We start from the raw sequence: 12,159 nt of genomic DNA, 5'->3' as shown, positions 1-12,159 counted from the left end.
CTTCATGAGGCGGTTTTTTTATTAGGTAATGATCGATATTGATTCGGTAAATCTTACCCTTGTCAGGCTAATTGATGAGTCCAAACGCACGAGGCAGAGCCAAACTAATTTCAGGAATAAAAGTAATGGCCAACAGTGTGACGATCAATACGGCACAAAACGGCATGATACTTCTTATAACGTTTTCAATCTTAGAGCCACTGACACTACAACCCACAAATAGCGCCGTACCAACGGGTGGCGTTGCAATGCCAATACATAAGTTGAAGATAATCATCATCGCGAAGTGAATTGGATGCATGCCTAAATGCTCAGCAATCGGCATAAAGATAGGGGTAAAGATCAATACGGCTGGCGTAAGGTCCATAAACATACCCACAATCAGTAGAATCAGGTTCATCAGAATAAAGATGATAATTGGATTGTCTGAAATAGAGAGCATCCAATCACTGATCATGGTTGGTAGACCGGTAAACGCCATTGCCCATGACATAATGGTAGAAGCACCAATCAAGAACAGCATAATGCCAGTAACCTGAACCGTTTCTCTACAAATTATCGGAAAGTGTGCCCATTTGAGGGTTCGGTAACAGAGTGACAGTATAAAAGAGTATAGAACCGCTATACATGCCCCTTCTGTTGCAGTGAATATACCACCAATAATACCGCCAATAACAACAACAATAAGCCCTAAGCTTGGTGTTGCTTGCCAAACAATATTCAGCACATCTTTCGTTGTGAAGCCGTCATTCGCACTTGTTTTGTAGCCCTTCTTTTTAGCGATGAAATAGGCGACGACCATACAACTTAAGCCCATTAGAATACCTGGGACATACCCTGCGATAAACAACGCCGCAACGGATGTTCCACCCGATACCACTGAAAATACGATCAGTGAATTACTCGGCGGTATTAATAAGCCTGCCGGGCAAGATGCAACGTTTACTGCTGTTGCTAAGTTTTTATCATAACCATCTTTTTCTAATTCTGGGCCTAAGGTTTTACCAACCGCAGCTGCTGCTGCAACGGCTGATCCTGAAACGGCGCCAAACATCATATTGGCGAAGATGTTCACGTGAAAAAGTGAGCCCGGGATCCAACCAACCAAGAGCTTTGCAAGGTTGATGAGTCGACTCGCGATGCCACCCACATTCATTATATTCCCAGCGAGGATAAAGAAAGGGATGGCTAATAAACTGAAACTATCGATACCGGTAATGATTTTTTGACCCGCAGTAATACTCGCGACTTCAAACGGTAAGATGAAATACATGATGGTTAAAGATGACATGGCAATTGCAATCGCAATCGGCATGCTTATCGCGATCATGAATAAGAATAGGCCTAGCAGCCAAACACCAATGGACAAATCCATAATATAGAGTCCTTTTAAAACTTACTTTTTGTTGGGTTCACAAAAAAGATCAAACGTATTCATGACCAAATAGATGAGGATAATAACGGCTGAAATCGGCAAGATTGAATACACCGTCGACATCGGTAATTGCAGTGCTGGAGAGAGTTGTTGTGTGGTTCTTCCCATTAAGGCGATGCCACCTTGAAGCATTGCTAGAAATACAAATGCGCCAGAAATGAAATTGATGAGCACATGTAATGCGATATGTGCTTTACCCTTAAGATAACCATCCAATAACGTTATTGCTAAGTGTCCTTTGATACCGAATAAGTAGCTTGCTCCTAATAAGCCAAGCCATACCATCGCATAACGAGCAAGTTCATCAGTCCAGTTACTTGGATCATTCAAAACATAGCGACTAAAGACCTGCCAAGTGACAGTAACGACAAGTAACATTAATGCAAAAGAAGAGACAAAAAGAATCAACCTATCAAGTAGGTTTCTGAAAGTTGCTAACATGGTGTGATACCTCAAAAAATTTTGCCTTAGCAAAGCCAAGGCAAAATTATATTTTCACTAAGACTGATTAAAGAGCTTCAATTTTTTCAATGAATGGAGCTAGTTTTGGATCTTTTTTCGCCTCATCAATCATAGGTTTAACAGCTGCACGGAAAGGGGCTTTATCAACTTCAACAAACGTGACACCTTCTTTCATTCCTTTCTCTTTGTTCATGTCATCTGTTGCATCCCAGATTTTGATCTGCTCTTCAAGAGACTCAGCAGCAGCTTCTTTTAAGATCTTTTGCTCTTCTGCCGTTAATGAACCCCATTTGTATTCTGAAATGATGATCACGTCAGGTGTCATCATGTGCTGGTCCATAGAGTAAAATTTGGCAACTTCGCTGTGTTTCATTTCAACTAAGCTAGAAATATTATTTTCAGCACCGTCAATTACGCCTTGTTGCAGCGCCGTGTATACCTCATTGAAAGGTACAGGCGTTGCTTTACCACCTAATAGGTTAACCATTTCCATCATGGTTGGAGAACCCGGAACTCGAACTTTCATACCAGCGAGATCAGCCGGTGAGTTAATGGCTTTTTTAGCGTAGAAGCTACGTGTGCCTGAGTCATAGAATGTAAGACCGATGAAGCCTTTACCTTCACTTGAAAGCAACATCTCTTGTGCAGCTTCACTTCGCATGAAGGTTCTCATATGTGGAACGTCACGGAATAAGAAAGGCAGTGCATTAACCTTAAACGTTGGTTCAAAAGATTCGGCTAACCCACCATTGATTTTGGCCATATCAATCGCGCCAGTAACAACTTGCTCCGCTTGGTCACGTTCAGAGCCTAATTGACCGTTTGGAAAGATCTTAATCGTAAGTTCACCATTCGATTTTTCTTTCACTTTATCAGCCATGATCACCATGCCTTGGTGAGCTGCGCTTTCTAATGACATTGCATGCCCTAACGTCAAAGTTTTTGCTTGAGCGCCAAATGCCATCAGAATTGAAGCCGCTGCAATCGTCAGTAGGTGTTTTTTCATGTTCTTCTCCAGAATCCATTTTGTAAGAGGTACAGTTTTATATGCAACGCTATAGCTAAGTTTGAAATCTAACGTTCAATTGCACATCGCTCATAGCAGTAACGTTTCATTACAATATTCTTACCTTCATATATTTTGTATTACAATAATATGTGTATATTTTGTGAGCTAAGGTTCATCTATTTGCCAGAGAGCTGAATTGATTGTGATACCAATCATATTTGGCACCAATTAGACCATTAAGCAGTCTAACTTCGGATTTTTGGGGAATTCCGAGCGCTTTCAACTGCTTTTAGAACAGTCTATTAGCAAAAATCACGCGCAAATTTGTGTTATTTTAAGATCTTAAAATCAGTAATTAAGCACGGACAAAGAAGGTCTCCTCGCTCGAAAACGCGAGTCGTGAACAGTGCTTTGTGAGGTGATGAAGGCAAGGTTTTCGGTTGGATTTAGGTAACAAGAATAGATAAAGGCAATAGAGAGAAGCTTGAGAGGATGAATTATTTGTAACAAAAATCCGAGAGCCTTACAGCCCTAGGATTTTTGTTTTTGGTGTTCTAATTTTTAGGCGTTAGACGAGTTACAAATCAGCGCCATAGATATCAAACGTGAAGTACTTAGCGGCGATCTTGTCGTAAGTACCGTTTGCTCTGATCTCTTCAATCGCAGCATTGAATTGTTTCGCCAATTTTGAATCCTGCTTTCTTAGTGCTAACGCCGTACCTTCGCCAATGTAGGCTTTATCGGTTACTGCTTTACCTTTGAACTCAAAGCCCTCGCCTTCTTTCTTATCTAAGAAAGCCAATGAAAGTTGATCTGAGTTGCCGAAGGTTAGATCTAGACGGCCGTTTTGCAGATCCAGATAAACTTCATCTTGGCCGGTATAACGCTTAATGTTTGCCACATCGCCAAACTTGTCGGTTACGTAGCGATCGTGAATCGTACCTTGTTGAACACCTATAGTTTTGCCCGCTAAGCCTGCCTCATCAACGCTGAATTCTGCGCTTTTAGCAGCAACAAATACGGCTGGTGTTTGGTAGTACTTATCAGTAAACAAGATCTTACGCTTACGCTCTTCGGTGATACGCATCGACGCCATAATCACATCCGACTTTCTTGCCAATAAGCTTGGAATTAGCGAGTCCCAGCTTTGTGAAACCCAAGTACAATCGAGTTTGGCTTGCTCACACAAGGCATCAGCTATCTCAATATCAAACCCGACAGGCACACCGTCGCTGTTTTTGTAGTTGAATGGCGGATACGTAAAGTCCGACGCCAAACGGATTTCTTTCGCCTGTACCGTTGTACCAAGTAAAGCGGCCGCACAAGCGAGTCCTAGTATTATCTTTTTCATCATTGCCATCCTAGATATGATCTTTATCGAGTTGAGATTGAATTTCTTTATGTTGAGCTTGTTGAATGTGTTTGCCTTGTTGACTCTGTTCTAATTCGGTTTGGTAACGTGTTAGTGACGTTATCACTTCTAGCATGCTCTCTTGGCTACCAATACTGATTCGAACACAGTTACGCAAAGCCGGTTCATGGTTTTGGTTCCTTGTCACAATGCCGTCCTTCGCCAAGACACTGAACACTTGATGCCCAGCTTTTTGACGCAGCAAAATGAAGTTTGTCGATGAAGGGTAAACAGACTCGATGAAATCAAACTGCGTTAACTCACAAGCAAACCAGTTACGCAGCTCAACCAGATTCTGCGTCGCATCTTGCATCACTGAGACTCGTTCATCAGACAACGCGTCTAATACAATTTGAGATGAGCAATCTGGCATCGGATAAGGTGGAATCAGCTTCGCGACATACTGCATCACATTTTGACTCGCTAAGATAAAACCACAACGAACTGCAGCCAGTCCAAATGCCTTAGACAAAGTGCGAATCACAACCAAGTGCGGATAACGCTCAATAAGGCTAACGGCTGACGTTTGTGGTTCAAATTCGATATACGCTTCATCGACGACCACTAGAGATTTTCCAGTCGTGCCTTCCAGTACCTGAATCAAATCCGATTTAGGAATCACATTGCCCGTTGGATTGTTTGGTGAGCAAAGAAACACGATATTCGCCAGTTTTGCCTTATTCACAATATCAGCGACGTTCAGGCTAAAGTCTTCCTGCAATGGAGAGTCCAAGGTATTAATCGCCAATGCATCAGCGCAAAACTCATACATCGCATACGTTGGAGAGCAGATAAGTATGTTGTCGCACGCCGGTTTACAGAATGTTCTGATCAGCAAATCAATCGCTTCATCTGCACCACGAACGGCAACCGTTGCAGCATCAGTTCCGCAATACGCTTGATAAGCCTTAGCAATATCTTGCGGTAAGAAGTCTGGGTATCGGTTGTGACTTGCTTCTCCTTGAAACAGCGAGCTTTCCAATTCATTGGCGTTTAGCCAGACACGTCCATCACCACCAATTCTTCTTGCCGATTGATAAGGTATTAATTTTTTTACAGCCTGAGGCACTAAGCTATCAATAAAAGATGTCAAGAAGCTATCCCTTTCACAAAATCGCAATGTCTTCATCATTGCCTTCATATTCAAAAAATGTGACTTATACACATATTGAATCACATATGATGACTAAGTATTTACATTCAAACAGAACACTATTGATAAATGAATCGAAATAATCACATAATAGCCATGATATAAAATCATAGGTAAAGATATGAATCGCACACTTCCTTCAACCAAAACCTTGCTCGCGTTTTTGTCTACTGCAAGGCATCTCAACTTTACGCGCGCGGCACATGAGCTCAATGTTACGCAGGGTGCAGTGAGTCGTCAGGTATTGTCGTTTGAAGAAAACCTTGGCTGTGATCTCTTCTATCGCCATGCTCGCGGGCTGTCTTTAACCCCGAAAGGAGAAGAACTGGTTCCCCTGATACAAGGAACGATTCATCAGCTGCAATCGGCTCTCAATCAAGTGGCTAGCTCTCCCTCTAAGATCAAACTCAACGCACCGAGCTGTATTACCTCTTGGTTGTTGCCTAAGCTGATGTCTTTTCAGCAAGCCTATCCTGAAATTGATGTCGAACTCACATCGACCATCAAGCACGTCTTCGAACCAAGCTTTGACCCGTTTGACGCCGTAATTACCTATGGTAAGAAACCAAACCAACAATCGATTGTCAGCCAATTATTGTTTAACGAGCAGCTAGCGCCCGTTTGCCAAGCACAAAGCATTACGCAGAGCCATCTTATCAACAACGCGTCGACCATCATCAAGCCACACAAGCTTGCCCAATACACTTGGCTACACGCCAACAATGAGCAAAGTGATTGGCGACTTTGGTTAGAGCACATAGGCAGCCACGACCTTTCAAGCAAGAACAACCAACAATTCGCGACACTCGATCAAGCGATGAACGCCGCCATTCAAGGGTTTGGTATTGCCATAGGCGACATCACGCTGGCCAAGCAAGATATTGATTTGGGTAGATTGGTGAAAGTGAGTGAAGGCAGTGTCTTCTCTGGAAATGGTTACTTCTTACTGCAACCCAAGAATCGACAAAATACATCCTTATCTACGCTGGTTGATTGGCTTGTCGATTAGCGGTAATCATCGTTGGTAGGCTCCACTATAAGCGGCAGTAGAGCGTCATAATGAGAATTTTACCGTTCTCAAAATGAAACTATTTGATGTCTGTTGCGTATTGATTGTCAGAGAATATAACGAGCCTTCCTTTAACTATTTGAAAAGAAGTTCAATTCTATTTAGTCGGGAATTTGTTCTGTTCCGTTGGAGAAAATGGCATTCGAATTGCTTTGTCATAGATAACCCAACCAATATACAGCAGGTTGCAACAATTTAACTGCAGCTTGTCACGGAGGATAGGCTATGACCTTACAAAGACATACGTATTACGGCTTGATTCACCATGGAATTAAAACCCTATTAATGGACAGAATTGGCCACTTCACAGAACGTGAATATCACGAGTATCTCGACTTAACGACCGGTAAATCGACGTGTTTTGCCATGAGCGAACAAGAACTCGAAAACACATTAGACAGCTTGAAAAGCGAAGGTTATCTTGAAGACATCAAGAAGCTAATACCTCGCTATCAAACCTCGTCAATGCGATAACCTGCTTAAAGTCTTTAAACACGATGAGTGGTTAGATTGAATTAATTGGCACCCAATTGTCTCGAGCTATTTAGCATCGAGACAGTTTTCGTTAGACTGTCAGCAACTCAACTAACTGGATAGTCAGTGTCTCATGAAACAAATTCTTGATTTCATTCCTCTCATTATTTTCTTTGCGCTTTATAAGATGTACGACATCTATACCGCGACCGGCGCTTTGATCGTTGCCTCTGCAGTTCAAATTATTTTGACTTATTTCATCTACAAGAAAGTCGAAAAAATGCAGGTCATCACCTTTCTAATGGTTGCCGTATTTGGTGGCATGACCATCTTCTTGCACGACGACAACTTCATTAAATGGAAAGTCACCATCGTTTACGCACTGTTTGCGATTGGCCTGACGGTCAGTCACATCATAGGCAAATCAGCGATTAAAGGTATGTTAGGCAAAGAGATCACACTGCCTGATTCGGTATGGGGCAAGATCAACTGGGCATGGACGCTGTTCTTTACCCTATGTGCCGTTCTCAACGTTTACGTTGCTTTCAGCCTACCGTTGGATGTTTGGGTCAACTTCAAAGTGTTTGGTCTACTCATCGCGACCTTGCTCTTCACCTTGCTCACTGGTGTTTATATCTATAAGCATCTACCAAAAGACCAGCAGAAAGAGTTAACGGATAAAAATACCGACGAGGAATAGCCCTTAGGGATGAGTCCTCATACCCTATTTGATACAATTATTATCAATATGCGATTGGCCAATGATACTCGTGATCATTGGCCGCTGATTATTTGTGTTCGGTGAAGACGTTAAAAATTAGACCACCACGAGTCTCGTAAACACATCTATTTTTATATAAAACAATCAATACCATTAAGAGTACGACAATGACTATTCAATCAACTTTGAACCCGATTGGTTCTTTACTTCTTCGCACATTAGCGATGCCTTCTGATACAAATGCAGCAGGCCAGATTTTCGGTGGTTGGATAATGTCACAGCTTGACCTTGCTGGCGGCATACTGGCAAAAGAGATATCTAACGGCAAGATAGTCACGGTTTCAGTATCGAGTATCGAGTTCAAACAGCCGGTTTCAGTGGGTGATGTTGTGTGTGTTTATGGTGACTGCACTAAGATTGGTCGCAGCTCGATGAATATCGACCTAGAAGTCTGGGTTAAGCCTGTACTTGATCACGGTATCGGCGACCGCTACAAGGTTTGTGGCGCGACATTCAACTACGTTGCGGTTGATGAAAGTGGTAAGCCTCGCCCAATCAACAAATAACACCTTTTATTAAGCGTGTGGCACCGATGGTCTTTAGTTTTTATAAATGAAATTACTAGGGCGTATTGACCTTTCGAGCTGACTTTTGCAGCGAATTGCTGGGTATTTATACAAGGCAGAGGCTTTGATGTGTAGCTAGCCTCCATAAGAAGCCGATAACGTAGTAGAAATGACCAGCAAACGCTGCCCGAAGGGTTCAGCTAAAAGCGTTTTACTCTTTGTTGAGGGAGATTTGCTTAGAATGACTAGGCTACTTCCCCCTCGCCGCGATTAAAACGCTTTTGACTAGGCGTCCCCACCCGAACAAAATTTAACCACGAAAGGTCAACACGCCCTAACGACCATACAACTCTCTCGCACCAATTCACAATTTATTATCATTAGCCCTTCCAATACCAATTAGTTCGCGTAAATTAGCAAGATAGCGAATTTAAACGCCCCAAATTTAGTGAAGTAAAATAAGGATATCTCAATATGTGGTACGTGATTTTTTCTCAAGACGTCGAAAATTCATTAGAAAAACGCCTAAGTGTTCGCCCACAACATCTAGAACGCCTACAAACACTTCACGATGAAGGCCGACTGTTAACAGCAGGTCCAATGCCAGCGATTGATTCAGATAACCCTGGCGAAGCAGGCTTTACAGGTTCAACTGTGATTGCTGAATTTAACTCTTTGGAAGATGCACAAGCATGGGCAGACGCTGACCCGTACATTGATGCTGGCGTTTACCAAAATGTGATTGTAAAACCATTCAAGAAAGTATTTTAACGTGAAAAAATGGATTATTGGCTCACTGGCTTTAGCTCTGCTTGCAGGCTGTGCTTCAAGTGAGCAAGACGAACAAAGACAGCTAGAGATGATGGCGCAGCACCGAGCTGGCGTTTTATCTGCAGGCCTGCCGATTGAGTATGGCCCACTGTCGGTCATGCGCGTGCTAGCAAAAAACACGGTTATCGAAATCATGATGATCTACAACCAAGATGCAAAAGGTGCTAAGCCTTTAAACCAAGTTGTAGACATGAGTGTGAATAGCTACTGCACCAACTCTGAAGTGAGAGCAAACCTTGATATGGGCTTGGCTTACAACATCAAGATTCGCAACACTCGCGGACAACTGATGGTTGAGAAGTTGATCAGCAAAGAGACGTGTCAGAGCAGCAGCTAGATTCTAGCTCGAGATTCGAACAAGTATAAAACCAGAAGGCCTCGCAAATGCGAGGCCTTTGTTTTATGAAGCAATCAAAATCCTAAGCTGAATTATGCCTCGGTTGATTCCCACTCTTTACGCAGTGCTTTAGTTGCCGAAACTAAGTTAGTCAGCGCCGCTTCCGTCTCTGCCCAGTTCCGTGTCTTCAGCCCACAATCAGGGTTTGCCCACAAACGTTCCGCTGGAATTTTCTCTGCCGCTTTCTTAAGTAAATCAACAATCCACTCTTCTGACGGGATGTTTGGTGAGTGAATGTCATAAACGCCAGGTCCAATCGCATTCGGGTAGTTGAACTCTTCAAATGCTTTCAGCAGTTCCATGTTCGAGCGAGAAGTCTCAATGGTAATCACATCGGCATCTAGCGCGGCTACTGAATCAATGATCTCGTTGAACTCGCTGTAACACATGTGGGTATGAATCTGAGTTTCTGGTTTAGCACTTGCCGCTGAGATCTTAAAGGCATCGACCGCCCACTCTAGGTATTCTGCGTGGTCGCGCTTTTTCAATGGCAGACCTTCACGAATCGCTGGTTCATCGATTTGGATAATGTTGATGCCCGCGTCTTGCAAATCAGACACTTCATCTCGCAGCGCAAATGCCAATTGATTAGTGATCTCTTTGCGTGAAATGTCTTCACGTGGGAATGTCCAACATAAGATAGTGACTGGGCCTGTCAGCATCCCTTTCATCTGCTTCGAGGTCAGAGATTGGGCATAGGTCGACCATTCTACGGTCATCGGCTTCTCACGCTCTATATCCGCGACCACAATCGCCGGCTTCACGCAGCGTGAGCCATAGCTTTGTACCCAACCAAACTTAGTGGTTTGAAAGCCTGCTAGGTTTTCTGCAAAGTACTCCACCATGTCGTTACGTTCAGCTTCGCCATGAACAAGCACATCCAAATCCAGTGCTTCTTGACGTTTAACGGCATCCGCAATATGGCCTTTCAATGCAGTGTTATATTCCGCTTCACTCAGTTTGCCAGTGCGGTAAGCGCTACGTTGAACACGGATCTCGCCTGTCTGTGGGAATGAACCAATGGTTGTGGTTGGTAACAGCGGTAAGCCTAACACCTCAGACTGGTGTACGGCACGTTCTGCGTATGGAGCAGTGCGCTCTGCTAGCGCTTTAGTTATCGTGTTAATACGAGCTTGAACTTGCGGCTTATTCACATGAGTTGCACTCTTGCGTGCAACAATCGGGTGGCTATACGTCTCACACGCTAAAATGGCATTTTGGTCGCCGTCTAACGCCGCACCCAATAAGCTCACCTCAGTGACTTTCTGTTTTGCAAAGGCAAACCAACTCTTCACTTCTTCGCTAAGCGTCTCTTCTAACTCAAGGTCGACTGGGCTATGCAGCAATGAACATGAACTTGCGACCCATAGTTTATCGCCTAGCTTTTCTTTCACTGGTTGCAGCAACTCAAGCTGCGCGGCTAAGTCTGCTCGCCAAACATTGCGTCCATTGATTGATCCTGCAGAAAGTACCCAATCTTCCGGTAACTTATTCACCACTTCATCGAGTTGCTGCGGTGCGGCAGCCAAATCGATGTGTAAGCCGTTGACGGGCAACTCCGCGATCTTGCCCAACGTATCAGTCACAGAATCAAAGTAAGTGGTCAGCAATAGTTTCACATCGCCTTGAATCACTTGATAAGCCAACTTGAATGAATCTGCCCACTTAGTCTCAAGTTCCAGAGATAGAATGGGCTCATCGATTTGCACCCACTCAACGCCCAACTTGGAGAGTTTTGCCAGAATCGCTTGATAGGCAGTAAGAAGGCGAGGCAATAGAGTTAAGCGATCAAAGCCCTCTTCCACTTCTTTGCCTAAGTACAAATATGACAGTGGGCCGAGAAGTACAGGCTTAACTTTGTGTCCTGCTTTTATCGCTTCGTTCACTTCGTCAAACAGCTGCGGCCAGCTTACTTCAAAGGTGTCGTCTTTACTGAACTCAGGAACAATGTAGTGGTAGTTAGTGTTGAACCATTTCGTCATATCTGATGCTGCTGCACCATCTTTAGCGCTTTCAGAGCCGTGCTTAGCGCCACAACAAGTTGGCTGCCTTTGAGATTGTATTTGAGTTTGAGATTGACCGCGACCAACGCGGAACAAGGTATCTAAATCTGGGAAGGCTTTTTCACCTTCTGATCCACCAGCGTGACGCTCAGGTACATGACCTAGAAGTAACGTCGTTGTTAGAACATGGTCGTACCATGCGAAGTCACCCGCAGTTGCAAAGCTTAGATTCGCCTTAGCTTGTACATTCCAGTTACGATTTCTTAGTTCGCTACCGAGTTGCTTTAAATCTGATTGGTTAATCTCACCGCGCCAGTATTTTTCTAAAGTGAATTTGAGTTCGCGTTTTTCGCCGATACGTGGGTAGCCTAAAATATGCGTTGTCGTAGTCATGAACCTGTTCCTTATTCAATAATTTTTAGTGTTCGATCAAACTGCCTAGCTTATGGTTTAAGTTCTTTACAAGGCGTCTAGATGGCTAAACTATCTCCCTAATCTGAACGATGAACAACGTCCAAATATTCATCTTGTTTATTAAAAATATTCATCTTGAATAATCTAAAGCTGAAAAATTAAATCCATCTGGACATCTAGACGTTTACAAATGAAAGAAAACCCCGTAGGGTGA

12 protein-coding genes are annotated in these 12,159 nt (G+C 43.4%); 6 read left to right on the top strand and 6 right to left on the bottom strand.

Going from position 1 to position 12,159, the window contains the following annotated elements; genetic code table 11:
* Positions 1-67: 67 nt before the first annotated feature.
* The 5 genes from AB4161_RS02675 to hisC form a co-directional block, all read right to left on the bottom strand.
* Positions 68-1,375: a TRAP transporter large permease gene (locus AB4161_RS02675; protein ID WP_010438025.1), complete on the bottom strand. Its 1,308-nt coding sequence runs from the start codon at positions 1,373-1,375 to the stop codon at positions 68-70.
* 21 nt (positions 1,376-1,396) lie between these two features.
* A complete protein-coding gene (locus tag AB4161_RS02670; protein ID WP_017094468.1) occupies positions 1,397-1,876 on the bottom strand; it encodes a TRAP transporter small permease in 480 nt (159 codons plus the stop codon).
* A 67-nt stretch (positions 1,877-1,943) separates the two neighbouring features.
* Positions 1,944-2,903, bottom strand: coding sequence for a TRAP transporter substrate-binding protein (locus tag AB4161_RS02665; protein ID WP_017063537.1), 960 nt, complete (start codon positions 2,901-2,903; stop codon positions 1,944-1,946).
* Between the two features lie 580 nt (positions 2,904-3,483).
* Entirely contained in the window at positions 3,484-4,257 is a 774-nt protein-coding gene (locus AB4161_RS02660; protein ID WP_017085617.1) for an ABC transporter substrate-binding protein, read from the bottom strand.
* 10 nt (positions 4,258-4,267) lie between these two features.
* Entirely contained in the window at positions 4,268-5,410 is a 1,143-nt protein-coding gene (gene hisC, locus AB4161_RS02655) for a histidinol-phosphate transaminase (RefSeq protein ID WP_372082723.1), read from the bottom strand.
* Between the two features lie 181 nt (positions 5,411-5,591).
* On the opposite strand from hisC, the gene AB4161_RS02650 reads away from it, so the two are divergent.
* The 6 genes from AB4161_RS02650 to AB4161_RS02625 all read left to right on the top strand — a co-directional run bounded on the left by AB4161_RS02650 (position 5,592) and on the right by AB4161_RS02625 (position 9,468).
* Entirely contained in the window at positions 5,592-6,479 is an 888-nt protein-coding gene (locus AB4161_RS02650) for a LysR substrate-binding domain-containing protein (protein ID WP_371720722.1), read from the top strand.
* Positions 6,480-6,764: 285 nt separating this feature from the next.
* Positions 6,765-7,013, top strand: a complete 249-nt coding sequence (locus AB4161_RS02645) for a hypothetical protein (protein ID WP_017069991.1) — start codon at positions 6,765-6,767, stop codon at positions 7,011-7,013.
* 133 nt (positions 7,014-7,146) lie between these two features.
* On the top strand, positions 7,147-7,713 hold the full coding sequence (locus AB4161_RS02640; protein ID WP_372082722.1) for a septation protein A: 567 nt from the start codon (positions 7,147-7,149) through the stop codon (positions 7,711-7,713).
* Between the two features lie 188 nt (positions 7,714-7,901).
* Entirely contained in the window at positions 7,902-8,300 is a 399-nt protein-coding gene (yciA, locus tag AB4161_RS02635) for an acyl-CoA thioester hydrolase YciA (RefSeq protein ID WP_017061510.1), read from the top strand.
* A gap of 474 nt (positions 8,301-8,774) precedes the next feature.
* Positions 8,775-9,071, top strand: coding sequence for a YciI family protein (locus tag AB4161_RS02630; protein WP_004741234.1), 297 nt, complete (start codon positions 8,775-8,777; stop codon positions 9,069-9,071).
* A gap of 1 nt (position 9,072) precedes the next feature.
* Positions 9,073-9,468, top strand: coding sequence for a GspS/AspS pilotin family protein (locus AB4161_RS02625; protein WP_017062026.1), 396 nt, complete (start codon positions 9,073-9,075; stop codon positions 9,466-9,468).
* Positions 9,469-9,560: 92 nt separating this feature from the next.
* On the opposite strand, the gene metE is transcribed toward AB4161_RS02625, so the two are convergent.
* On the bottom strand, positions 9,561-11,924 hold the full coding sequence (gene metE / locus AB4161_RS02620) for a 5-methyltetrahydropteroyltriglutamate--homocysteine S-methyltransferase (RefSeq protein WP_372082720.1): 2,364 nt from the start codon (positions 11,922-11,924) through the stop codon (positions 9,561-9,563).
* Positions 11,925-12,159 lie beyond the last annotated feature (235 nt).

Source organism: Vibrio sp. 10N.286.51.E5, from assembly GCF_041469125.1.
GTDB classification, from domain to species: Bacteria; Pseudomonadota; Gammaproteobacteria; order Enterobacterales; family Vibrionaceae; genus Vibrio; species Vibrio crassostreae_C.
Note: the sequence above shows the minus strand (reverse complement) of the source record. Positions and strands in the feature narration are given on the sequence as shown.

Bases quoted from the DNA above. Each gene is read 5' to 3' on its own strand.
- AB4161_RS02640 (WP_372082722.1), top strand. From the start codon at position 7,147: ATGAAACAAATTCTTGATTTCATTCCTCTCATTATTTTCTTTGCGCTT.
- AB4161_RS02645 (WP_017069991.1), top strand. From the start codon at position 6,765: ATGACCTTACAAAGACATACGTATTACGGCTTGATTCACCATGGAATT.
- AB4161_RS02670 (WP_017094468.1), bottom strand. From the start codon at position 1,876: ATGTTAGCAACTTTCAGAAACCTACTTGATAGGTTGATTCTTTTTGTC.
- yciA (WP_017061510.1), top strand. From the start codon at position 7,902: ATGACTATTCAATCAACTTTGAACCCGATTGGTTCTTTACTTCTTCGC.
- AB4161_RS02665 (WP_017063537.1), bottom strand. From the start codon at position 2,903: ATGAAAAAACACCTACTGACGATTGCAGCGGCTTCAATTCTGATGGCA.
- AB4161_RS02660 (WP_017085617.1), bottom strand. From the start codon at position 4,257: ATGAAAAAGATAATACTAGGACTCGCTTGTGCGGCCGCTTTACTTGGT.
- AB4161_RS02675 (WP_010438025.1), bottom strand. From the start codon at position 1,375: ATGGATTTGTCCATTGGTGTTTGGCTGCTAGGCCTATTCTTATTCATG.
- metE (WP_372082720.1), bottom strand. From the start codon at position 11,924: ATGACTACGACAACGCATATTTTAGGCTACCCACGTATCGGCGAAAAA.
- AB4161_RS02650 (WP_371720722.1), top strand. From the start codon at position 5,592: ATGAATCGCACACTTCCTTCAACCAAAACCTTGCTCGCGTTTTTGTCT.
- AB4161_RS02630 (WP_004741234.1), top strand. From the start codon at position 8,775: ATGTGGTACGTGATTTTTTCTCAAGACGTCGAAAATTCATTAGAAAAA.